We start from the raw sequence: 21,806 nt of genomic DNA, 5'->3' as shown, positions 1-21,806 counted from the left end.
TCGGTCTGTCAGGGGGTCAGGAGGAGGCGACGGCCATGAGGGCGTCGGCCCCTTCGGCGAGCATCTCGACAGCAAGACGTTCACCGACCGCGGCGGCCTCGGAGGGCAGGCCGGTCGCGGACAGTCGGATGGTGGGCGAGCCGGAGACGTCTCCGACCACGGCACGGAGCCAGAGCTCGTCGCCGTGATCGCCTTCGGCGATCTCGGCCAGGGCTCCCACCGGGGCGCTGCAGCCTGCCTCAAGGGTGGCGAGGAGGCTTCTCTCGGCCGTGACGGCGGCACGGGTGTCGCCGTCGTCGAGCCGTTGGAGCAGTTGGATGGTCGCGTCGTCGTCGACGCGGCACTCGCAGGCCAGGGCTCCCTGCCCGGGGGCGGGGAGCATCTGGAGGGGATCGATGACCTCGGTGGCCTCGTCGGCGCGACCGAGGCGCAGCAGACCGGCACGGGCCAGCAGCACGCCGTCGACCTCGCCGGCGGCGATGCGGCCGATGCGGGTGTCGACGTTGCCGCGGATGCCGACGACCTCGACGCCCAGGCCGAGGGCCCGCAGCTGCGCCTCGCGACGAGGCGAGCCGGTGCCGATCCGGGCACCCTGCGGCAGCTCGCCGAGGGTCAGGCCGTCGCGGGCCACGAGGACGTCGCGCGGGTCTTCGCGCCGCGGGATCGCAGCGACGGTCAGCCGGGGATCGGCCGACGTGGGCAGGTCCTTGAGCGAGTGGACGGCGAGGTCGACGTCACCGCGCACGAGTGCCTCGCGCAGTGCTGCGACGAACACGCCCTGGCCGCCCATCGACGCCAGCGGCGCGGAGCTGCGGTCGCCCTCGGTGGAGATCGTGACGAGCTCGACGTCGACGTCGCACTCGGTGCGCAGGCGGTCGGCGATCATCCCGGACTGGGTCACGGCCAGGGCGCTGGCGCGCGTGCCGAGTCGCAGGGTCGGACGGACGGGGGTCGTCATGGCTTCTCCCCCGCCCGGGTGACCGCGTCGACGGTCTTCTGGTCGAGCGCGAACAGATCAGCCAGCGCATCGGCGTAGGTGAGGTCGGCGGGGCCGTCGATGAGCTGCTGCACGCGCACGGTCGGCGCATGGATGAGCTTCTCGGCGACCCGGTGCAGGGCCTTGCGGACGTCGGCCCTCTCGTCGTCGGTGAGGTTGGGCAGCCGCGACTCGATGCGGGCCTGCTCGGCGGCCACGATGTCAGTCGCCATGGTGCGCAGCGCGACGACGGTCGGGGTGATGTGCGAGGCGGCCTTGGCGGCCAGGAACGTGCGCACCTCGGCCTCGACGATCGACTGCACCTGGACGACGTCGGCGGCGAGCTCGGCGTTGGCCGCGGCACGCGACAGCACCTCGAGGTCGATCAGCTCGATGCCGTCGAGATCCCGCACGGCAGGGTCGATGTCACGGGGCAGTGCGAGGTCGATCAGCGACATCGGGCGTCCGCTCGAGGCGGCGGCGATGCGCTCGCGGTCGAAGACGACGGCACTGGCGCCCGTGCAGCTGATCAGGACGTCGGCGGCGGACAGCTCGACGTCGAGGGCCTGCCACCGCACGGCGCTGACGCCGAACGTCGCGACGAGGGCGTAGGCCCGCTGGTACGTGCGGTTGGCCACCATGATGCGGTGCGGCGCGACGCCGCGGTCGACCAGCGTGCGCACCGCGAGGCTCGCCATGGTGCCTGCTCCGGCGACCAGGAACCTCGTGTCGGGGGCATCGACGATCTCGCCGGCCGCATCGAGACCCGCCGTGACGATCGACGGCGCGAGCCGGTCGATGCCCGTCTCGGCGTGACCGCGCTTGCCGATGCGCAGCGCCTGCTGGAACAGGGCGTTGAGCGCCGAGCCGACCGTCGACTCGGCCTGCGCGGAGTGCAGCGCCTCGCGCACCTGGCCGAGGATCTGGCTCTCGCCGAGGATCATCGAGTCCATGCCCGACGCGACCCCGAACAGGTGGGCGACGGCGGCCTCGTCGAAGTGCACGTAGACGTGACGGACGAACTCGTCGCGATCGAGACCCGACAGCTCGGCGAGCAGCCGCGACACCTCCTCGACGGCACCGTGGAACCGCTCGGCCTCGACGTAGATCTCGACCCGGTTGCACGTGGAGATGACGACCGACTCGGTCACGAACGGCGTCTCGAGCGCCAGGTGCGAGAGCTTGACCGCCGCGTCGACGTCGAGCGAGGCGTGCTCGAGGACGTCGATCGGGGCCGACTTGTGGGACATTCCCACCACCAGGACGCTCATGCTTCGATCACCTTCGGTTCGCTGCTGGTCTTGCGCTGCTCGTGGTACGCCAGGATCTGCAGCTCGATCGAGAGGTCGACCTTGCGGACGTCGACCCCGTCGGGCACCTGCACGAGGGCGGGCGCGAAGTTGAGGATGCTCGTGATGCCGGCCTCGACCAGACGGTCGGCGACCTCCTGCGCGGCCTCGCCGGGCGTGGCGATGACGCCGATCGAGATGCGGCGCTCGGCGACGATCGCGCCGAGCTGGTCGACGGGGCTCACGACGATGTCGGAGATCGTCGTGCCGACGCGTCGCGGATCGGCGTCGACCAGCGCCGCGACGCGGATGCCGCGGGTGCTGAAGCCCTGGTAGGCCGACAGCGCGGAGCCGAGGTTGCCGACACCCACGATCACGACGTCCCAGTCCTGGGTCTGCCCCATCTCACGGGCGATCTGGTAGCGGAGGTACTCGACGTCGTAGCCGACACCGCGGGTGCCGTAGGAGCCGAGGTACGACAGGTCCTTGCGCAGCTTGGCGGGGTTGACCCCGGCCTGCTCGGCGAGCTCGCCGGACGCGCACGACAGCACTCCCTGCTCGGCGAGCGCGTTGAGCGCTCGCAGGTAGACAGGCAGACGGGCCACGGTGGCATCAGGGATGCCACGGGCAGTTCCGTCGGCGAGCCGAGGGCTGCGAAGTATCGTCACGGTGCTCCTGCGCCGCGATGCTGGGGATTATCCCTCGCGGGACGGGCATCGGGTGCCCCGACAGTTTAAGAGTTTGTGAACGTGGGAACCAAATCGAGCGGCATCCGGTGGCGCAGGTCACACCTCATCGACCGCGTGCCAGCGCCTTCCGGAGCCGCGTCGGGTCGACCCGCCAGAAGTCGTGCTGGGCGCCGTCGACGAACGTCACGGGCACCTGTTCGGTGAAGCGCTGGCGCAGGTCGGGGTCGTCGTCGATGTCGACCCGCGCCCAGGAGTCGCCGGTCTCGGCGCACAGCTCGGCGACCTGCTGCTCGGCGATCTCGCACAGGTGGCAGCCGACCCGGGTGTAGACGACGACGCGGGCGTCGGAGGCGTGCGGGATCGTCACCCGTCGAGGCCCAGCGTCTCGCTGCGCGCCAAGGCCCTCAGCCGGCCCTTCGCGACCTTGCCGGTGGCCGAGTGCGGCAGGCCCGTGACGACGATCGTGCGACGCGGCTGCTTGAACCGGGCCAGCCGGGTGCGGCAGTGCGCGTCGACGGCCTCGAGCAGCACGGCCTCGTCGGTGGGCGCGTCGTGGGCGGGGACGACGAAGGCGACGACGGCCTCGCCGGTCTCCTCGTCGGGCAGGCCCACGACGGCGACCTGACCGACGCCTGCGACCTCGGCGATGACGTCCTCGACCTCGAACGGGTAGACGTTGAAGCCCGACACGATCACGAGCTCGCGCAGACGGTCGACCAGCGTGAGGTCGCCGTCGTCGTCGAGATACCCGATGTCGCCGGTCGGGTACCAGCCGTCGGCATCGGGACCGTCGACGCCGTCGGGCCAGTAGCCCGAGAAGAGGTTGTCGCCCCTGACCCAGATCTCGGCCGGATCGCCCGGCGCCGCGTCGACGCCGCCCGCCTCGACGATGCGCAGCTCGATGCCGGGCAGCGCCCGTCCGACCGAGCCGTGCTTGATGTGGTTGTCGACGTCGCGCGGCGACCCGTGCGTCGTCGCGATGACCGGCGAGGTCTCGGTGAGCCCGTAGCCCTGCTCGATCTGGTGACCCGACGACTCCCTGAACGCCTCGGCGAGGTCGGCGTCGAGCGCCGAGGCACCGGACAGGATCGTCGTGACGTGCGCGAGCTTGTCGCGCAGGTCGTCGCGGCCGGCCCAGGCGGCGATGACGGGAGGAGCCAGCGGCAGGTTGGTGACGCCCTCCTCGGCGATCAGGTCGAGCAGCCCCGACGGGTCGAACCCGTCGACCAGCACGACCGTCGCGCCCTGGTGCACCGCCTGGCCCAGCACGCAGTTGAGCCCGTAGATGTGGAACATCGGCAGCAGGCCGAGGCAGATGTCGTCGGCCGTCATCGCGGGAGGGTCGAGTCGGGCGATCTGCTCGGTGTTGGCGATCAGCGCGCGGTGGGTCAGCATCGCGCCCCGCGGCTTGCCGCTGGTGCCGGACGTGTAGAGGATCACCGCGAGCGCCTCGGCATCGACCGGTGCCGCCGGCGCGGCACCCGTGGCGTCGGCCAGGAAGCGCTCGAACGACGTCTCTCCCTCGAGCGGCTCGGCACCGTCGACGACGACGTGGACGCGGTGGTCGTCGGTCACCGCCTCGCGCACCTGGGCGACTCCGGCCTCGTCGCACAGCACGACACGGGCCAGCGAGTCGGCGAGCATCCGGCCGATCTCGCGGGTCGTCGAGCGGGGGTTGATCGGGACGGCGACCATGCCGCCGCGCAGGATGCCGTAGTAGGCGATCGGCAGGTCGACCCGGTTGGCCATCACGATCGCGACCCGCTGGCCCGCGACCAGTCCGCGGGCGGACAGCGCACGCGCGACGGCGTCCGCCGCCTCGTCGAGCTCGCGCCAGGTCAGCTGGCGGCGCGCGGCGCGGTGCTCGACCAGCGCTACGCCCTCGGGCATGGTGGATGCGGCCGCGTGCAGGTAGTCACTGACATTCACCGTCACCCTTCGAGTCAACCACAGGTCGTACCGGCCGGAGGGCGTTAGGCTCGCCCCCATGGCACGGGACGCAACACCCGATCGGCAGCGCAACCTGCAGTCGCGATCAGTGCTGGCCGGCCAGGCCGCCGCCGCGTCCTCGCAGATGGAGCACGAGCTGACCGCGACGCAGGACCCCGTCGCCGCGGCGTTCTTCGACGTCGACAACACGATCATGCAGGGCGCGTCGATCTTCCACCTCGCCCGCGGGCTGCACCGTCGGGAGTTCTTCACGACCCGCGACCTCGTGCGCGCCGCGTGGCAGCAGGCCTGGTTCCGCGTCGTCGGCAGCGAGGATCCCGAGCACATCGCGCGGGCCCGGGCGTCGGGCCTGGCGTTCATCGCCGGCCACAGCGTCACCGAGCTGGAGGAGATCGGCGAGGAGATCTTCGACGAGCACATGGCCGCCAAGATCTGGCCGGGCACCCGCGCCATCGCCCAGTGGCACCTCGATCGCGGACACCGGGTCTGGCTGGTCACCGCCGCCCCCGTCGAGATCGCCCAGGTCATCGCCCGCCGCCTCGGGCTGACCGGCGCACTGGGCACCGTCTCGGAGCACGTCGACGGCGTCTACACCGGCGCGCTCGTCGGCGACATGCTCCACGGCGAGGGCAAGGCCGTCGCGATCCGCGAGATCGCCGAGCGCGAGTCGCTGGTGCTCGAGGAGTGCTACGCCTACTCCGACTCGAGCAACGACCTGCCGATGCTCTCGCTCGTCGGGCACCCGTGCGCGGTCAACCCCGACTCCGCGCTGCGCTCGTACGCCAAGGCCCACGGGTGGCGGGTGCGCGACTACCGCACCGGTCGCAAGGTCGCGCTGGTCGGCGGCAAGGGCATGGTCGCGGCCGTCGCCGCCGGCGGCACCTGGCACGCGCTCCGCCGAAAGAATCGGTAAACCGGCTGACTTTGGTCCTAACTCCGGGTTACGATCGCGGTGATCAGGGAGGGCCTGTGGCTTCAAGGTGGGACGCGTTGCGCGACGTGTTGTCGCTCTCACTGGCGATCCCCGACGACTCGTCGCTGCAGATCGCGCTCGCCGTCGCCGACTCGCCCGCGTACGCCCCGTCGAGCGGCGGCCAGACGCCGCGCGACGACAGCGACCCCGAGGCCACCCGCCTGCGCGCGCTGGTCGATCTGGCCAAGGAAGGCGACGCCGAGGCCTTCGGCCAGCTCTACGACCACTACGTCTCGGGCGTGTTCCGCTTCGTCTACTACCGGGTCGGGTCGCGCCAGCTCGCCGAGGACCTCACCAGCGAGACTTTCGTCCGCGGTCTCCGTGCCATCCAGCGGTTCAACTGGCAGGGCAAGGACTTCGGGGCCTGGCTCACGACGATCGCCCGCAACCTGATCGCCGATCACTTCAAGTCGAGCCGCTCGCGTCTCGAGATCGTCTCCGAGACGATCCCCGAGGGCAAGACGCACGCCCCCAGCCCTGAGCAGGAGGTGCTGGCGCTCATCTCCAACGAGATGCTGTTCGAGGCGGTCAGCGGCCTGCCGACCGAACAGCGCGACTGCATCCTGATGCGCTTCATCCAGGGGCTCTCGATCGCGCAGACCGCTGCCGCCCTGGGCCGCAGCGAGGGTGCCGTCAAGCAGCTGCAGCTGCGTGCCGTGCGCAGCCTGGCCAAGTCCGTGCCGGGAGACATCCGGTGAAGCGATATGTCAGGACCTTCGTCCCGTCCCCTGCCCGTAACCTTCCGGCCTCGTGCGTCGTTGTCCTCCACGACACGTCCGCACCATCTGCAGCGAGTACCGCTGCATGGAGAGAGGCATCATGATCGGCCGTCGCTCGCACGACGAGGCTCAGTCCTTCGACGATGCCCTGACCACGGGGCGCGCGCCCCGTGACGAGCACATCGCCGATCTCGTCCGCTTCGCCGAAGACCTCTGCCAGGCCGCGACGGTCGAGCCGACCCCGATGTTCCGCAACTCGCTGCGCAGCCAGCTCATGGCCGAGGCGGCCACGGTGCTCGTGCCGATGCCTGCCCGTCCGCGGCTGGTCGTCGCCGACCGGCCCACCGCCGGATCGGGACGCCGCCGGGTCGCCCGGGTCACAGCGGGTCTCGTCGCGTCGGCCGGAGTCGTCGGCATCGTCGCGTCGAGCGCGTCTGCCGTCCCCGGCGAGGTGCTCTACCCCGTCAAGCGTTCGGTCGAGTCCGTCGAGCTGCAGCTGCACCGCAGCGACGCCTCGCGCGGCTCGTTCCAGCTCGCCCAGGCCTCCGAGCGGCTCGCCGAGGTGCGCCGCCTGACCGCCGACGGCAGCTCGTCATCGCTCATCGCCGAGTCCCTCGACGACTTCGCGGCGTCCGCGGCCGACGGGTCGAGCAGCCTCTTCACCGACTACTCCGCCAGCGGCGAGGAGAAGTCGATCCGCAAGGTCAACGAGTTCGCGGCCGCGTCCAGCATCGATCTGTCGTCGCTGTCGTCGCAGCTGCCCGATGGCGTGTCCGACTCGCTGGCCGCCGCCAGTGCCGCGGTGACCGATCTGGCCAGCGAGGCATCCACGCTGTGCGCCGCGTGCGACCCCGCCGACGTCGGCGCGCTCGTCAGCTCGGTCGAGGAGCTCACCCGCAGCACAGCTTCCGCGGGCACCCCCAAGCCCGCCAAGGCGTCACCCGGCGCGCCGGCTGGCAAGCCGGCCAAGAACTCGTCACCTTCGTCGAGCGGCGGCAAGACCCCCTCCGCGTCGCCGACGCCGTCCGCCTCGCCGGTCGCGCCCACCACTCCGTCCAGCACGCCTCTGCTGGGCTCCGTGACCGACCCGCTGCTCGGCGGACTGCTCGGCAATGAGGAGCAGACAGGACTCGTCCCCGGCCTGCTCGGCGGCCTGCTCGGCACCAAGCCCCAGCAGTAAAACCACGGCAGCGTCGCGTACGACGCGAGCCACGTGGTGACCACGGGCCGAGCGAGCCCAGCTGGGGGTCGCCCCACGAGCGCAGCGAGTAGGGGGCGCGATGGCAGGCGCCTGGGCGAAGCCCAGCAGCGGCGAGGCACGAGCCGCTGGAGCGGCGACGAAGGAGCCGCGCGCTTCAGAAGAACGCGTTGCCCCGCTCGACCAAGAGCTTGTAGAGGGTCTGCTGGATCGTCTCGCGCACCTGGTCTGTGACGTTGAACAGCAGCATGGGGTCGTCGGCCGACTCGGGGTCGTAGGCGTCGGTGCGCACCGGCTCGCCGAACTCGATGATCCACTTGCTCGGCAGCGGGATGAGCCCGAGCGGACCGAGCAGCGGGAAGAACGGCGTGATCGGCAGGTACGGCAGCCCCAGCAGGCGAGCCAGCGACGGCACGTTGCCGACCAGCGGGTAGATCTCCTCAGCACCCACGATCGACACCGGCACGATCGGCACCTGCGCGCGCATTGCGGCGGACACGAATCCGCCGCGGCCGAACCGCTGCAGCTTGTAGCGCTCCGCGAACGGCTTGCCGATGCCCTTGAAGCCCTCGGGCCAGACCCCGGCGAGCTCGCCGGTCGTGAGCAACCGCTCGGCGTCCTCCTGGCACGCCAGCGTGGCCCCGACCTTGCGGGCCACCTGACCGACCAGCGGCAGCGAGAACACGAGGTCGGCACCCAGAGGCCGCAGGTCGCGGCCGGAGTACTTCTTGACCGCATAGCCCGTGATGAGACCGTCGAGCGGCACGGTGCCCGAGTGGTTGGCCACCAGCAGCGCTCCTCCGTCCTCGGGGATGTTCTCGATGCCGCGCACCTCGAGCCGGAACCACTTCTCGGCGATCGGCTCGACGGCGGCGGTCAGCACCTGTGCGATCTCGGGGTCGAAGCCGAACTCGTCGATCTCGTAGTCGCCGCTCAGCCGCTTGCGCACCGTGGCCAGCAGCGTCGCGACGCGCGACTCCCAGTCGGAGCCGAGCACGCGCTGGGCCGCCTGGACGACGGCCACGAGGATCTCGTCGATGGGGATGCCGGCCGACAGCGGAGCGGCCCCCGCGGTGCGGGTGCGGCGGGCAGCCTCCTCGGCGGCGGCCGCGGCAGCTGCTGCGGCGTCCTCGTCGGTGACGGCGCGGAGGCGAGGCTTGGTGGGCTGCGCGGCCGACTTCTTGGCCGGCGGCGGCTTGGGCGCGCTCGTGCGCGGGGTCGACTTCTTGGCAGTCGGCTTGGCTGAAGCCGTCGTGCCCGCGACGGGCTTCTTGGCGACCGGCTTCTTGGCGACAGCCTTCTTGGCCGCGCCACCACCGGCCAGCGAGCGGGCCGCGGCCGACGGGGACGTCTGCCGGTTGCCGCGCCCGGGGGTGCCGCCCGAGCCGATGGTCTTGCGTTCGTCGCTCACGCGCGCCTCCCCAGTGCCGACATGATGCCGGGGCGCAGCGTGCGCCCGAAGTCGTCGAGGGTCTCCTCGGACGTGCGGGTCAGCTCGTAGCCGAAGATGTCGCGCAGCGCCGACGTGTCGATGGCGCGACCGAAGGTCAGCAGCCGGTGCAGGTCGGGTGGGATGTCGGAGCCCATCGCACGCACGACGCGGCTGGCCGCCGTGGCGAAGCCCAGTCGGGGCATCGGCAGCAACGGTCGTCCGAGCCGGCGCGCGGCCTGGCTGAGCAGGACGACACCGTCGCCCGCAGCGTTGAAGGTGCCCGGCCTGTCGTGCTCGACCGCCTCGCCGAGGATCGCGAGGGCATCGGCCAGCGACAGGAACTGCAGCCGGGGGTCGAACCCCAGCACCGACGGGAGCACCGGGTTGCTGAAGTAGTTGCGCAGGGGGCTGTCGACGGCCTCGTCGAGCACCTGCGCCGCGCGGATCGTCGTGATGATGACATCGGGACGCCGCCGGGCGAACCCTCGGACGTACGACTCGACCTCGACGATGTCCTTCGGGAAGCCCGACCGGACGCCGTTGCGAGCGAGCAGCGACTCATTGAACATCGCGGGATCGCGCGGCGACGATCCGTAGACCGCCGCCGACGAGCCCAGCACGAGCTTGCCGACCGTGCCGGAGCGCTGGCACGCGGCCAGCAGCTGCATCGTGCCGATGACGTTGAGCTCCTTGCCGCCCACCCGTCCGCGCTGCGGCGGGTTGACGTCGAGGTGCACGACGGTGTCGACGTCCTCGACCGCGATGACCTTGCCGATCACCGGGGTGCGGATGTCGGCCCGGACGAACTTCATGCCGCCGAGATCGGCGTCGGGAAGAGTCGTGTCGATGCCGACGACCTTCTCGATGCCGGCCTCGTCACCCAGCTCGACGAGCCGTCTCGCGACCAAGGACGCGAAAGAGCCAGCCACGCCTGTGACAAGGACGACCCGGCTCATGAGGGGATGGGCCTACTTGCCCAGACGGCGACGCTGCACTCGGGTGCGCTTGAGCATCTTGCGGTGCTTCTTCTTCGACATCCGCTTGCGACGCTTCTTGATGACTGAACCCACGGGTCACTACTCAATTCTTGTCGGCCGCGCGAAGGCGGCTGCTGTTCGTCAGAGACTGATTCGCCAGGAGGAGGACTCAGGCAGATGGCCTGTGCCTCCGGTCGTGGCTAGCGATCAGCCTACACGTCGGTCGCGGGGTGCGCGGATGCCGACCGCCGTGCGAGAGCGCACGGCCGATGGGGCGGGTCGGGCTCAGCCGGCCTCGAAGTAGGACTTGCCGAGGAACGCCTGCACGGCGCGCTCGGGGACACGGAACGAACGGCCGACGCGGACTGCCTCGAGCTCACCGGAGTGCACCAGACGGTAGACCGTCATCTTCGAGACGCGCATCTGACTCGCCACCTCGGCGACGGTCAAGAACGTCGGTCCGGATGCCATGCGTCCACCTGCTTCCTGAGTGGCACGCGCGCTCTCTGGCTTCCCCACCAGAGAAACAGCGCGCGTGCCTTGGACGAGACTAGTGCCTCGCGACACCTCCGCGACAGTAGTTGTCCAAATTGACGAAATCGCTGTCTCGACGGGCCGGACGGGGGTCAGTGCGGGGGGTCAGGGCAGAGGGTCGAGGCCGTTGAGCGGGAAGACCGCCTCGCGGGTCGCGTGGATCGACCGGTCGAGCCAGCTGGCCGGGTCGAAGCCCTGCTCCCAGGCCCGGTAGCCGACCGCACGACCGTCGGTCATGCGCTGCGGACCGGGCATGCCCCGCATCAGCTCGATGCGCTCGCGCCAGCGCTCCGGGGTGAGCGACTGGGGATCGATCGGCGATCCGGCGACGATCGCCATGAGGTGCGCCCAGGCGCGCGGGACGACGTCCATCACGGCGTAGCCTCCTCCGCCGGTGGCGACCCACTTGCCGTCGCACACCTCGTCGGCCAGCGCCTTGAGGGCGAGGTAGGACGCCCGCTGGCCGTCGACGCTCAGCATGAGGTTGGTGAGCGGGTCGTCCATGTGGGAGTCGCAGCCCTGCTGGGTGACCAGGATGTCGGGCGAGAACTCGCGCACCAGTGCCGGCACGACCGCGTGGAACGCCCGCAGCCAGCCGGCGTCGGAGGTGCCGGGCGGCAGCGGGATGTTGACCGCCGAGCCCTCGGCGCCCTCGCCGCCGGTCTCGGTCGAGAAGCCCGTGCCCGGGAACAGGGTCTGCGGTCCCTCGTGGATCGAGATCGTCAGGACGCGCGGATCGTCCCAGAACATCTTCTGGACCCCGTCGCCGTGGTGCGCGTCGACGTCGACGTAGGCGACCTTCTCGGCCCCGTTGTCGAGCAACCACCGGATCGCCAGGGCGACGTCGTTGTAGATGCAGAAGCCGCTGGCCGTCGTGGGCATCGCGTGGTGGAGCCCACCGCTGATGTTGATGGCGCGAGGCGCCTGCCCCGTCCACACCCGACGGGCCGCCTCGACGCTGGCGCCCGCGACGAGCGCGCTGGCCTCGTGCATGTGCGCGAAGACGGGGTTGTCGTCGCCGCCCAGGCCGATCGACAGGTCGGTGTACGACGGGTGGTCGCTGAGCTTGTGGACGCCCTCGATGTAGGCGGCGGAGTGGATCAGGTGCAGCTCGTCGTCGGTCGCCGGCTGCGCCCCGACGATCTCGAGTCCGTCGATGATGCCGAGCTCGCCGGCCAGGGCCATCGTGAGATCGACCCGCACGGGGGCCATGGGGTGCGAGCGGCCGAAGTCGTACTCCAGGAGCTGCGCGTCGTAGACGATGCAGGCGCGATCGGACACGGACGCCGCCGTGGTGCCGTCGTGGTGTCCTTCGGCTGTGGCCTCGGTCATACCGAAGAGCCTATGCCGGGCCCGAGAGCTCGGCGGACCGGGCTGCCGCCGCGACGACCCCGGCCACCAGACCGTCCTTGACGCCACGGTCGTCGAACGTCGTGATGGCGGCGTGCGTCGTGCCGTTCGGGGACGTGACCCGGCGGCGCAGCTCCTCGGCCGTGTCGGGGCTCTCCGACAGCAGCTTGGCGGCACCGACGAGCGTCTGGGCCGCGAGCGTCCGCGCTGTGTCAAGGTCGAGGCCCTGGGCCACACCCCCGGCGATCATGGCCTCGGCGAGGTAGAAGACGTAGGCCGGCCCGGAGCCGGAGACGGCCGTGACGGCGTCCTGCAGGCTCTCGTCGACGACCGCGACACGTCCACCCGACTCCAGCAGCGACACGACGGCGGCGAGCTGCTGGTCGGTGACACCCGGACCGGGCGAGACGCCGAACATCCCCTCGCCGACGAGGGCTGGCGTGTTGGGCATCGCCCGCACGACCGCGACGCCGTCCGGCAGCGCGGCACGCATGGTGTCGGTGCGGATGCCTGCCGCCAGCGACACGACGGTGGCAGCGGGGCTGACGGACCCGGCGATCTCGTCGAGCAGCGCCGGGACGTCCTGCGGCTTGACGACGAGCAGCACGATGTCGGCACCTGCGACGGCCTCGGCGTTGTCGGCGACATCGACGCCGTGTGCCGCCCTCAGCTCGGCGGCGCGGTCGGCTCGCTTCTCGCTGATGACCACCTGGTCGACGGGGTGGCCCGAGGCGAGGATGGCCGACAGCAGCGTCTCGCCCATCACGCCGGCACCGAGGATCGCGATCCGTTGAGTCATGCCCTTCACACTAGTGTCGGCTCGTGCGACTCCGACCCGACCCGTTGATCGTGGCCATCCTGGTCGCCGCGGTCACCGCCTCCTTCGTCCCCGCCACGGGCGAGGTCCTCGAGGTGCTCAAGCGGGCGGCGGTCGTGGCCGTCGGGCTGCTGTTCCTGCTGTACGGCGCCCGGTTGTCGACCGCCGAGACGATCAGCGGCCTTACCCGGTGGCGGCTGCACCTCGCGGCGCTGACCACCACGTTCGTGGCCTTCCCGCTCGCCGGGCTCGCGGTGCAGCTGCTCGACGACACGGCGCTGGCCGGCACGGCGCTGACCAGCGGCCTGGCCAGCGGCGTGCTGCTGCTGTGCCTCGTGCCGTCGACCGTCCAGTCGTGCATCGTCTACACCCGGATCGCCGGCGGCAACGTCGCAGGAGCCGTCGTCAGCGCCTCGATGTCGAACCTGCTCGGCGTGTTCATCACCCCGGCGCTCGTCGCGCTGCTCATGACGGCCGACGCCTCGGTCGACGGAGGCGCCGTCGTGCGGATCGTCCTGCAGCTGTTCGCGCCGTTCGTGCTGGGCCAGCTGCTGCGCCCCTTGGTCGGGGGCTTCGTGACCCGCCGCGACGCGCAGCTGCGGCTGTTCGACCGCGGCAGCATCGTGCTGGTCGTCTTCGTGGCCTTCAGCGAGGCCGCCGAGGCCGACGTCTGGTCGTCGCTGAGCGTCTGGTCGGTGCTCGCGGTGGCCGCGGTGTGCGCGGTGCTGCTGGCCGTCGCGATGGGCTGGACGGTGCTGGTCGGCCGGTTGGCCCGGATGCCGCGAGCCGACCGCGTCGCGCTGCTGTTCTGCGGCTCCAACAAGTCATTGGCCAGCGGCCTGCCGATCGCCACGGTGCTGTTCGCGTCCGACGAGGTCGCGCTGATCGTCCTGCCGCTGATGCTCTACCACCAGATGCAGATCATCACCGGGGCCGTCCTGGCCCGTCGCCTCGCCCCGCCCGACCCCGTGGCGGTGACCTAGCGTCCACCCGGCCCCCGGGGCGGTGCGTCAGCGTCCAAGATCGCGGCGTGGCTGGACGCCAGCGCACCGCCCCGGGCCGCAGGGGGTCAGTGAGCCGAGTGCTGGCGCGTGAACTCGAGGGCCTCGACCAGGTCGACCTCGCGCTCGGCCTGGTCCTTGGCCTTGCGGGTGTTGATCTCGACGACGATCTCGCCCGCGAACCCCGACGCCGCCACGGTCTCGAGGAACTCCCGGCACCGCTGGGTGCCCCGACCCGGCACGAGGTGCTCGTCCTTGGCCGATCCGCTGCCGTCGGCGATGTGAACGTGGGCGAGCCGGTCGCCGGCTGTGCGGGCCATCTCGACGGGGTCGCTGCCGGCCGTCGAGCTGTGGGAGAGGTCGAGCGTGACGTGCGCGTAGTCCTCGTCGACCGGGTCCCAGCCCGGCGCGTACGCCTGGAACTCACGCTTGCCGGTGCGCCACGGGTACATGTTCTCGACGGCATAGGTGATGCCGTGCTGCGCCTCGAGGTCGGCGATGCCGTCGACGAAGGTGCGGGCGTAGTCGCGCTGCCAGCGGAACGGCGGGTGCACCACGATGACCGAGGCTCCCACCTCGTGGGCCATCTCGGCACTGCGGTGCAGCTTGTCCCACGGGTCTGACCCCCACACCCTCTGGGTCACGAGCAGGCACGGCGCGTGCACCGACACGACGGGCATGCCGTGGAACGAGCTGAGTGCCTTGATCGCGGTGATGTCGGCGCTGACGTCGTCGATGCCGACCATGACCTCGACACCGTCGTAGCCCAGCCGCGCCGCGGCCTCGAATCCACTGGCCGTCGACCCCGGGTAGACCGAGGAGGTCGAGAGGGAGACGCGGATGGGAGCGGGCACGTCGACCACTCTAGGACGCGAGACTCAATCGATAGGTCGCGCGGGACGGTCCGGAGACGAATCACCTGTGACGTGGCAGCCGCGCCCGGCTGACAAGGCAGAGGAGGGAGGGCGCACCGCTCTTGTGCGCCGACCGACGATAACGCTGTCAGGCGGGATGCGGGGCCGCGTCAGAGTCCGTCGAGGTGCTCGAGGAGGACACCCTCGCGCAGCGCCCACGGGCAGATCTCGAGCTCCTGCAGGTCGAACAGGTCCATCGTCGCCTCGGCCACGAGGGCACCGGCCTGGATCTGGTGCGCCCGGTCGACCGACACGCCGGGCAGGCGGCCGACCTCCTCGGGCGGCATCGACCGCAGCTGCTCGACCAGCACCGACAGGTCGTGCTTGCGCAGCACGCGTCGCACGTACTGCCCCTCGGACGAAGGGGCCGCCCCGCAGATGCGGGCGAGCGACCGGAACGTCTTGCTGGTGGCGACGGCGCGGTCGAAGGCACCGCCCCGCAACACGGCACCGGCCTCGTCGGCAATGCGGGAGCGCACGTAGCGCCGCAGCTCGGCGTGCGTGCGGCCGGCCGCGAGCCACTCGCGGGTCAGCCGGCCGGCGCCCAGCGCCATCGACTGCGCGACGTCGGGGGTCTCGTCGGCACCCGCGGCGATCTCGAGCGAACCGCCGCCGATGTCGAACACCCCCAGGCGTCCGGACGACCAGCCGAACCAGCGTCGCACCGCGAGGAACGTCAGCCGCGCCTCGTCGGGGCCGGCGAGCACCTGCAGGTCGAGGTCGCTGGCCTGGTTGACCGCGGCGATCACGTCGTCGACGTTGACCGCGTCGCGCACCGCCGACGTCGCGAACGCCAGGATCGTCGTGCAGCCCTTGTCCTCGGCCTCCGACCGCGCCTCGACGACGTACTTGACGAGCCGGTCGATGCCCTCGACCGTCATGGCCTGCTCGGCGTCGATGTGCTCGGCCAGCCGCAGCGGCTCCTTGTAGGAGTGGGCCGCGAGCGGCGAACCGCCCCGGAAGGCGTCGACGACCAACAGGTGGCCGGTGTTGGACCCGATGTCCAGGACGCCCATGCGCATGACCACCATCCTCGCACCCCCGCGGTGCACGGCGGCACCGGGCGACCCGGCGTAAACTCCATCGGGTGCCAGAGGTCGAGCTGGGGTTCCCGCGGACGTTCGTCGAGTTCGCGCACCCCACCGACGCCGACGAGGTGTTCCGGTGCGACCTGACCTGGCTGACGTCCCGCTGGACCTGCATCTTCGGGCAGGGCTGCCCCGGCATCTACGCGTCGAGCCCCGACGCCGGCTGCTGCACGCTCGGCGCGCACTTCTCCGACGACGAGGACGCCGAGCGCACCCGCGCCGTCATGGAGCAGCTGACGCCGACCCACTGGCAGCACCATGACGAGGGGCACCGCGGCGGCTGGACCGAGACCGACGACGACGGCGAGCTCAAGACCCGCGCCTTCGAGGGGGCGTGCATCTTCCACAACGCGCGCGACTTCGCCGGGGGCTACGGGTGCGCGCTGCACGCGCTCGCGCTCGAGAACGACCTCAAGCCCCACACCGTCAAGCCCGACGTGTGCTGGCAGCTGCCGCTGCGCCGACAGTTCCGCGACGTCGACCGCGGCGACGGCACGACGTACACCGAGACCCAGATCGGCGAGTACACGCGACAGGGCTGGGGTCCGGGTGGCGCCGACCTCGACTGGTACTGCTCGTCCAACACCGAGGCACATGTCGCTCCCGAGCCCGTCTACGTCACCAATCGCGACGAGCTGACGGCCCTGATGGGCGAGGCCGGATACGCCGAGCTGGCCCGGTATTGCAGAGAGCACGAGGCTCGCGGGGCCAATACACCACACCCCGCCGATCCGGTCCGATGACCCCCTGACCACGGCCGCACGGCGGCTGGGTCAGAATGCCGTATGCATCTCGACCACGTCTCGTTCGCAGTCGGCGCCGACGGCCTCGCCGGCACCACCGCCGAGCTCGGCCGACTTCTCGGCGCCTCGTTCATCGACGGGGGTGCCCACCCGCGGTTCGGCACGCGCAACATGATCCTGCCGCTCAAGAACCGGCAGTACCTCGAGGTCGTCGAGGTGCTCGACCACCCGGCGTCCGACAAGGCGGCCTTCGGCAAGGCCGTGCGCGAGCGCTCCGACGCCGGTGGCGGCTGGATGGCGTGGTGCGTTTCGGTCGACGACATGGAGGAGGTCGAGCGCCGCATCGGACGTCACGCGGTGCCCGGCAACCGTCGCCGTCCCGACGGCTTCAACCTGCAGTGGCGACAGATCGGCACCAGCAGCATGCGGGCCGATCCGCAGCTGCCCTACGTCACCGCGTGGGACATCGACCCGTCCGAGCACCCCTCGCAGATGGCCGACTCCGAGATCGAGCTGACCGCCCTCGACATCGCCGGATCGCCGCAGCGGCTGTCCGACTGGCTGGGCGAGCCCGCCGTCGATGCGCTCGAGCAGATCGACGTCAACTGGACCGCCCCGCACGGGCTGCCGGGCATCATGGCGGCGACCTTCCGCACCCCGAACGGCGACGTCCGCATCTGAGGCAGGTCTGCTCGGTCGGGAGTGGTCGAGGCGATCACTCGCCCAGCAGATCGCAGCACAGCAGGCGAGCGCCGCCGTCGACGAGCCATGCCCGTCCGTCCCTGACGTCGAGGAGCGTGCTCCTCGACGCCCCGCGCGGCATGGCCGGGGCCTCCATGGAGCCGTCGGCGAGGCGGAGGATCCTCTGCTTGCCCTTCCACTCCCCGGAGGAGAACACCGGGGTCACGATGACCGCGTCGCCGTTGGACGTGATGCGCCCCTGCCACCCGTGCTTTCCGGGCATCCGCTTCCAGCCGGACTGTTCGTGGATTCGCGCCGCGACGCTCCCGTCGTCGTCCACCCGGTCGACGGTGAAGTAGTCCGCGCCGTGGCGGAGCACGAACTCGTCCGATCCTTCGGTGGCGACGAGGATGCCGTCGTCGAGGTTCACGACGTCGCCGACGATCGGCGGCGTCGGGTCGCCGTTGCCCTCGAAGTCGTCGCTGCCGAACCTGTCCACGGGATACGCGGAGGGGTCGAGGCTGAACGGAGTGCCCCAGCTGGCCGACCCGGCAGCGAGATCGAGCCGCAGGGGAACGAGGGTGCGCGCACCGAACCTCGATCCGAGCCGCAGGACGTAGGTACCGCCGCGCTGGCCTCGTGCCGTGCTGGGCGTGATCTCGAGCTCGGCCTGACGCACCTCGTGCGCCCCCTCGATGACGAGATCGGCGACCACCGAGCATGCGGGGTCGAGGACCCGCACCGCCTCGGTCGAGAGCACGACGGCGACCGATCCACCTCCCACGTCGACGATCGCCTGCCCGCTGAAGACGTCGTCGACATCGGCTGCCGACAGCGCGTGATGCGCCAGGCCGTGTCCGTCCGCGCGGACGACCCAGGTCTCCCAGTCGTCCCCGACCTCGACGCCCACGACACCCCAGAGGGCTCCGTCCCCGGCGGTCAGGGAGGTCTTGGGCAGGTGCAGCGCCTCGACTCCGTCAGGCAGAGGGACCTCGGCAACCAGCGACAGCTTCACGCGCTCGATTCTGCACCCTCACCATGCACGGAACAGCCCCTGCTCGGCACGTGACGAGCTGGGTCGGACGCGCCTAGCGTCGTCCGGCCCGCTCCTGGTGGGCCAGCTCGAGCTGCGGCGCGACCTCGGTGAGGTGGCCCCTGCTCCACAGTGCGTGCACCGTGAACGCCGCCAGCAGCGAGCCCAGCGCGCCGAGCGACATGTCGCTGAGGGTGTCGGCGTAGGCACCCAGACGCTCGGGCGACCAGCGCAGGAAGGCGAAGTACTCGGCGATCTCCCACACCAGCGCGGCGCTGACGCCGAAGGCGAGGGCCCGCTCGAGGACCGCGCTGAGGCGGGTGGAGCGGTGCATCGTCAGCAGGATGACGGCGGCCGTCAGCAGGCCCGTGTTGACGAAGTGCACGACGTTGTCGAACGCGTCGACGGAGTCGTACAGGTTGAGGAAGTTGCCGAAGATGTCGCTGAAGCACGCGAACGTGATCAGGAAGTCGGCCGCCCACGGGAACGAGGCGCGCTGGCGCCACCACGTGAACCAGATGAACGGGATCGCGAACGCCGCGACGGGATAGCCGATCGCGCGGGGCAGGAGTCCCTTGCCGTCCATGTTGCCGAGGCCCGGCACGATCAGCGCGAGCCCCACGAGCAGGATCAGGCCCGTCTTCGCGGCGATGTCGGCCGATCGAAGCAGAGGCGGCGCGGGGTACCGGGTGGCCAGGGCGACGGACGACATGCACCGAGTTTAGGGGCGGACGCACGTCGTCGGATCATCGGACGCCGGAGAGCGCGTCGCCCTACCATCGCCGGATGGAGACCACGACGTCCGCCGACGGTTCTCCCGCGGTCCACGCGGCCCACCGACGCGAGCGGATCTGTCGGGCCGCTCGCCTAGGCTGACGCCATGGCCAGCACCAAGACCGCCCGTCCGGCATATGTCTGCGCAGAGTGCGGCTGGACGACCAGCAAGTGGGTGGGTCGCTGCGGCGAGTGCCAGGCCTGGGGCACCGTCGACGTCGCCGCCCCCGCCCGGGCCGGACGCACGCAGGCCGCGCCCGTCGCGACGCCCGCAGTGCCGATCAGCCAGGTCGCGATCGAGTCGGCCCGGTCGGTCGGCTCCGGCATCGGCGAGCTCGACCGGGTGCTCGGCGGCGGCGTGGTGCCCGGCGGCGTCCTGCTGCTGGCCGGCGAGCCCGGTGTCGGCAAGTCGACCCTGCTCCTCGAGGTCGCCGCGCGATGGGCGCGCGCCGGTCGCCGCACGCTCTATGTCTCGGGCGAGGAGTCGGCCGCGCAGGTGAGATTGCGGGCCGAGCGCACGGGTGCCGTCGACGACAACCTCTACCTCGCGGCCGAGACCGATCTCGGCGGCGTCCTCACGCACGTCGAGACGGTCGCCCCGTCGCTGCTGATCATCGACTCCGTGCAGACGATCGGGTCGGCCGACGTCGACGGCGTGCCCGGTGGCGTCACCCAGGTGCGCGAGGTCGCCTCCGCGGTCATCCAGCGCGCCAAGCGCGACAACATCGCGACCCTGCTGGTCGGGCACGTGACCAAGGACGGCTCGGTCGCCGGACCACGGGTGCTGGAGCACCTGGTCGACGTCGTGCTGCAGTTCGAGGGCGACCGCGCCTCGCGCCTGCGCCTGCTGCGAGCGGTCAAGAACCGCTTCGGGCCGGTCGACGAGATCGGCTGCTTCGACCTCGTCGACGACGGCATCGTCGAGGTCCCAGACCCCACGGGGCTGTTCGTGTCACGGCACGACCAGCCGGTCGACGGCACGTGCGTCACGGTCACGATGGAGGGTCGCCGGCCGCTGCTCGCCGAGGTGCAGGCACTCAGCGTCGCCTCGTCCACGCCGTCTCCCCGACGCACCTCCAGCGGCCTCGACTCGTCGCGGGTCGCGATGATCCTGGCGGTGCTCACCAAGCACTGCGGCCTCAACCTCGGCCAGCTCGACGTCTACACCGCGTCGGTCGGCGGTGCCCGGCTCGTCGAACCCTCGGTCGACCTCGCCGTCGCCGTCGCGACGCTCTCGGCGGTCTCGGGGCGGGCGGCCCCCACCGACCTCGTCGCGATCGGCGAGGTCGGCCTGGCCGGCGAGGTCCGCAAGGTCAGCAACCTCGCCGCCCGGCTGCGCGAGGCCGAGCGCATCGGCTTCCGCCGGGCGGTGGTGCCCGCGGGCTCGGAGGGCCTCGACTCGTTCACCGGCAAGATGTCGATCCAGGCCGTGCACACGATCGGCGAGGCGATGCTCTGTCTCGATGCCCCACCGCGGTCCCTGCGCACCGTAGACTGAGCGCCGGACCGCGCGAGCACCGCCGGCCCGCGACGACCGGATGGTCACTGCATCGGGAGGACGTGTCATGGCAACTGCGGCTGAGCGCCACGCAGCGACGCTCGACGCGTCGGCCCGCATGCGCGCGACCCTCTCGTCGGTCGCGCCCGGCACGGCGCTGCGCGAGGGGCTCGAGCGCATCCTGCGCGGTCGCACCGGCGCCCTGATCGTGATCGGCCACGACAAGAGCGTCGAGGCGATCTCCACGGGCGGCTTCCGCCTCGACGTCCCCTTCACCGCCACGGGCCTGCGCGAGCTGGCCAAGATGGACGGCGCGATCGTGCTCGACAAGGACGCCAGCCGCATCGTCATGGCCGGCGTGCACCTCATGCCCGATCCGTCGATCCCCACCCAGGAGACCGGCACGCGTCACCGCACCGCCGACCGGGTCGCCCGCCAGACCAACGTCCCCGTCATCTCGGTGTCTGCCTCGATGCACATCATCGCGCTGTACCTCGACGACCTGCGCCACGTGCTCGAGGACACCGGTGCCGTGCTCGGTCGCGCCAACCAGGCGCTGCAGACGCTCGAGCGCTACCGCAACCGGCTCGACGAGGTCAGCGATGCCCTGTCGGCGCTCGAGATCGAGGACCTCGTGACGGTCCGCGACGTCTCGGCCGTGGCCCAGCGGCTCGAGATGGTCAGCCGCATCGCCGGCGAGATCGACACCTACGTGCTGGAGCTCGGCACCGACGGACGCCTGCTGGCCCTGCAGCTCGAGGAGCTCATCGGCGGCGTCGACGCCGAGCGCGAGCTCATCATCCGCGACTACATGCCTACCGGGCGGCGCGCGCGTCCCCTCGAGGCGGTCCTCGCCGAGCTCGCCGCGATCGAGTCGACCGACCTGGTCGACCTCGGCGGCGTCGCCCGGGCGCTGCGCATCGGCACCGAGGAGACCCTCGACGGTCCCCTCGCCCCGCGCGGCTACCGCCTGCTGGCGCGCATCCCGCGTCTACCCATCCCGGTCGTCGAGGGGCTCATCGAGCACTTCGGCTCGCTGCAGAAGCTGCTCGCGGCGAGCATCGAGGACCTCCAGAACGTCGACGGGGTCGGCGACCTGCGCGCCCGCGGCGTCCGCGAGGGTCTCTCCCGGCTCGCGGAGTCGAGCATCCTCGAGCGGTACGTGTAGCC

The 21,806-nt window shown here is 71.3% G+C and carries 23 protein-coding genes; 8 read left to right on the top strand and 15 right to left on the bottom strand.

What is annotated here, in order from left to right:
* Nucleotides 1-16: 16 nt before the first annotated feature.
* The 5 genes from hemC to JOF40_RS08545 all read right to left on the bottom strand — a co-directional run bounded on the left by hemC (nt 17) and on the right by JOF40_RS08545 (nt 4,883).
* On the bottom strand, nt 17-958 hold the full coding sequence (gene hemC / locus JOF40_RS08565) for a hydroxymethylbilane synthase (RefSeq protein WP_129185482.1): 942 nt from the start codon (nt 956-958) through the stop codon (nt 17-19).
* Nucleotides 955-2,247 (bottom strand): glutamyl-tRNA reductase, encoded by a 1,293-nt coding sequence (locus JOF40_RS08560; RefSeq protein ID WP_129185481.1) that lies wholly within the window; start codon nt 2,245-2,247, stop codon nt 955-957. The genes hemC and JOF40_RS08560 overlap by 4 nt, the downstream gene beginning before the upstream one ends.
* Nucleotides 2,244-2,933 (bottom strand): redox-sensing transcriptional repressor Rex, encoded by a 690-nt coding sequence (locus tag JOF40_RS08555; protein ID WP_129185480.1) that lies wholly within the window; start codon nt 2,931-2,933, stop codon nt 2,244-2,246. Before JOF40_RS08555 ends, JOF40_RS08560 begins: the two co-directional genes overlap by 4 nt.
* 124 nt (nt 2,934-3,057) lie before the next feature.
* Nucleotides 3,058-3,321, bottom strand: coding sequence for a glutaredoxin family protein (locus JOF40_RS08550; protein ID WP_129185479.1), 264 nt, complete (start codon nt 3,319-3,321; stop codon nt 3,058-3,060).
* A complete protein-coding gene (locus JOF40_RS08545) occupies nt 3,318-4,883 on the bottom strand; it encodes a class I adenylate-forming enzyme family protein (RefSeq protein ID WP_246152918.1) in 1,566 nt (521 codons plus the stop codon). The genes JOF40_RS08550 and JOF40_RS08545 overlap by 4 nt, the downstream gene beginning before the upstream one ends.
* A 58-nt stretch (nt 4,884-4,941) precedes the next feature.
* Between JOF40_RS08545 and JOF40_RS08540 the strand changes: the two genes are divergently transcribed.
* The 3 genes from JOF40_RS08540 (at nt 4,942) to JOF40_RS08530 (ending at nt 7,776) form a co-directional block, all read left to right on the top strand.
* Nucleotides 4,942-5,817: an HAD family hydrolase gene (locus tag JOF40_RS08540; protein ID WP_129185478.1), complete on the top strand. Its 876-nt coding sequence runs from the start codon at nt 4,942-4,944 to the stop codon at nt 5,815-5,817.
* Nucleotides 5,818-5,903: 86 nt separating this feature from the next.
* Entirely contained in the window at nt 5,904-6,575 is a 672-nt protein-coding gene (locus JOF40_RS08535; protein WP_246152939.1) for a sigma-70 family RNA polymerase sigma factor, read from the top strand.
* Nucleotides 6,576-6,696: 121 nt separating this feature from the next.
* Nucleotides 6,697-7,776: a DUF5667 domain-containing protein gene (locus JOF40_RS08530; RefSeq protein ID WP_129185973.1), complete on the top strand. Its 1,080-nt coding sequence runs from the start codon at nt 6,697-6,699 to the stop codon at nt 7,774-7,776.
* 175 nt (nt 7,777-7,951) lie between these two features.
* On the opposite strand, the gene JOF40_RS08525 is transcribed toward JOF40_RS08530, so the two are convergent.
* The 6 genes from JOF40_RS08525 to proC all read right to left on the bottom strand — a co-directional run bounded on the left by JOF40_RS08525 (nt 7,952) and on the right by proC (nt 12,886).
* Nucleotides 7,952-9,205: a lysophospholipid acyltransferase family protein gene (locus tag JOF40_RS08525; RefSeq protein WP_246152919.1), complete on the bottom strand. Its 1,254-nt coding sequence runs from the start codon at nt 9,203-9,205 to the stop codon at nt 7,952-7,954.
* Nucleotides 9,202-10,182, bottom strand: coding sequence for an NAD-dependent epimerase/dehydratase family protein (locus JOF40_RS08520; protein WP_129185475.1), 981 nt, complete (start codon nt 10,180-10,182; stop codon nt 9,202-9,204). The genes JOF40_RS08525 and JOF40_RS08520 overlap by 4 nt, the downstream gene beginning before the upstream one ends.
* A gap of 12 nt (nt 10,183-10,194) precedes the next feature.
* Complete coding sequence (locus tag JOF40_RS08515) at nt 10,195-10,296, bottom strand: 30S ribosomal protein bS22 (RefSeq protein ID WP_019143756.1); 102 nt, start codon at nt 10,294-10,296, stop codon at nt 10,195-10,197.
* A 192-nt stretch (nt 10,297-10,488) separates the two neighbouring features.
* A complete protein-coding gene (locus tag JOF40_RS08510; protein ID WP_129185474.1) occupies nt 10,489-10,674 on the bottom strand; it encodes a helix-turn-helix domain-containing protein in 186 nt (61 codons plus the stop codon).
* Between the two features lie 168 nt (nt 10,675-10,842).
* Nucleotides 10,843-12,069, bottom strand: a complete 1,227-nt coding sequence (locus tag JOF40_RS08505; RefSeq protein WP_188111890.1) for an acetoin utilization protein AcuC — start codon at nt 12,067-12,069, stop codon at nt 10,843-10,845.
* 10 nt (nt 12,070-12,079) lie between these two features.
* The gene (gene proC / locus JOF40_RS08500; RefSeq protein WP_129185473.1) at nt 12,080-12,886 is read right to left on the bottom strand and encodes a pyrroline-5-carboxylate reductase; all 807 of its coding nucleotides are present in this window, start codon (nt 12,884-12,886) and stop codon (nt 12,080-12,082) included.
* Between the two features lie 23 nt (nt 12,887-12,909).
* Between proC and JOF40_RS08495 the strand changes: the two genes are divergently transcribed.
* Nucleotides 12,910-13,887 (top strand): bile acid:sodium symporter family protein, encoded by a 978-nt coding sequence (locus JOF40_RS08495; RefSeq protein ID WP_129185472.1) that lies wholly within the window; start codon nt 12,910-12,912, stop codon nt 13,885-13,887.
* 86 nt (nt 13,888-13,973) lie between these two features.
* Here the strand turns inward: JOF40_RS08495 and JOF40_RS08490 are convergent, their stop codons facing one another.
* Both JOF40_RS08490 and JOF40_RS08485 read right to left on the bottom strand, forming a co-directional pair.
* Nucleotides 13,974-14,759 (bottom strand): sugar phosphate isomerase/epimerase family protein, encoded by a 786-nt coding sequence (locus tag JOF40_RS08490; protein WP_209674465.1) that lies wholly within the window; start codon nt 14,757-14,759, stop codon nt 13,974-13,976.
* Between the two features lie 170 nt (nt 14,760-14,929).
* Nucleotides 14,930-15,841 (bottom strand): Ppx/GppA family phosphatase, encoded by a 912-nt coding sequence (locus JOF40_RS08485; protein ID WP_129185470.1) that lies wholly within the window; start codon nt 15,839-15,841, stop codon nt 14,930-14,932.
* A gap of 65 nt (nt 15,842-15,906) precedes the next feature.
* Here JOF40_RS08485 and JOF40_RS08480 point away from each other — a divergent pair, with 65 nt between their 5' ends.
* Complete coding sequence (locus JOF40_RS08480) at nt 15,907-16,650, top strand: DUF3109 family protein (RefSeq protein ID WP_129185469.1); 744 nt, start codon at nt 15,907-15,909, stop codon at nt 16,648-16,650.
* A gap of 42 nt (nt 16,651-16,692) precedes the next feature.
* Nucleotides 16,693-17,331, top strand: a complete 639-nt coding sequence (locus JOF40_RS08475) for a VOC family protein (protein ID WP_129185468.1) — start codon at nt 16,693-16,695, stop codon at nt 17,329-17,331.
* A gap of 34 nt (nt 17,332-17,365) precedes the next feature.
* Here the strand turns inward: JOF40_RS08475 and JOF40_RS08470 are convergent, their stop codons facing one another.
* Both JOF40_RS08470 and JOF40_RS08465 read right to left on the bottom strand, forming a co-directional pair.
* Nucleotides 17,366-18,346 (bottom strand): hypothetical protein, encoded by a 981-nt coding sequence (locus JOF40_RS08470; protein ID WP_129185467.1) that lies wholly within the window; start codon nt 18,344-18,346, stop codon nt 17,366-17,368.
* 73 nt (nt 18,347-18,419) lie between these two features.
* The gene (locus JOF40_RS08465; RefSeq protein WP_129185466.1) at nt 18,420-19,076 is read right to left on the bottom strand and encodes a DUF2238 domain-containing protein; all 657 of its coding nucleotides are present in this window, start codon (nt 19,074-19,076) and stop codon (nt 18,420-18,422) included.
* A gap of 168 nt (nt 19,077-19,244) precedes the next feature.
* On the opposite strand from JOF40_RS08465, the gene radA reads away from it, so the two are divergent.
* Complete coding sequence (gene radA, locus JOF40_RS08460) at nt 19,245-20,636, top strand: DNA repair protein RadA (RefSeq protein ID WP_129185465.1); 1,392 nt, start codon at nt 19,245-19,247, stop codon at nt 20,634-20,636.
* A 67-nt stretch (nt 20,637-20,703) separates the two neighbouring features.
* Nucleotides 20,704-21,804, top strand: coding sequence for a DNA integrity scanning diadenylate cyclase DisA (disA, locus tag JOF40_RS08455; RefSeq protein ID WP_129185464.1), 1,101 nt, complete (start codon nt 20,704-20,706; stop codon nt 21,802-21,804).
* Nucleotides 21,805-21,806: the final 2 nt, after the last annotated feature.

This window comes from Aeromicrobium fastidiosum, assembly GCF_017876595.1.
Classification (GTDB): Bacteria; Actinomycetota; Actinomycetes; order Propionibacteriales; family Nocardioidaceae; genus Aeromicrobium; species Aeromicrobium fastidiosum.
Note: the sequence above shows the minus strand (reverse complement) of the source record. Positions and strands in the feature narration are given on the sequence as shown.

Coding starts and splice junctions, on each gene's coding strand:
- hemC (WP_129185482.1), bottom strand. CDS start 958: ATGACGACCCCCGTCCGTCCGACCCTGCGACTCGGCACGCGCGCCAGC.
- JOF40_RS08560 (WP_129185481.1), bottom strand. CDS start 2,247: ATGAGCGTCCTGGTGGTGGGAATGTCCCACAAGTCGGCCCCGATCGAC.
- JOF40_RS08540 (WP_129185478.1), top strand. CDS start 4,942: ATGGCACGGGACGCAACACCCGATCGGCAGCGCAACCTGCAGTCGCGA.
- JOF40_RS08530 (WP_129185973.1), top strand. CDS start 6,697: ATGATCGGCCGTCGCTCGCACGACGAGGCTCAGTCCTTCGACGATGCC.
- JOF40_RS08520 (WP_129185475.1), bottom strand. CDS start 10,182: ATGAGCCGGGTCGTCCTTGTCACAGGCGTGGCTGGCTCTTTCGCGTCC.
- JOF40_RS08510 (WP_129185474.1), bottom strand. CDS start 10,674: ATGGCATCCGGACCGACGTTCTTGACCGTCGCCGAGGTGGCGAGTCAG.
- JOF40_RS08505 (WP_188111890.1), bottom strand. CDS start 12,069: ATGACCGAGGCCACAGCCGAAGGACACCACGACGGCACCACGGCGGCG.
- proC (WP_129185473.1), bottom strand. CDS start 12,886: ATGACTCAACGGATCGCGATCCTCGGTGCCGGCGTGATGGGCGAGACG.
- JOF40_RS08485 (WP_129185470.1), bottom strand. CDS start 15,841: ATGCGCATGGGCGTCCTGGACATCGGGTCCAACACCGGCCACCTGTTG.
- JOF40_RS08475 (WP_129185468.1), top strand. CDS start 16,693: ATGCATCTCGACCACGTCTCGTTCGCAGTCGGCGCCGACGGCCTCGCC.
- JOF40_RS08465 (WP_129185466.1), bottom strand. CDS start 19,076: ATGTCGTCCGTCGCCCTGGCCACCCGGTACCCCGCGCCGCCTCTGCTT.
- radA (WP_129185465.1), top strand. CDS start 19,245: ATGGCCAGCACCAAGACCGCCCGTCCGGCATATGTCTGCGCAGAGTGC.
- disA (WP_129185464.1), top strand. CDS start 20,704: ATGGCAACTGCGGCTGAGCGCCACGCAGCGACGCTCGACGCGTCGGCC.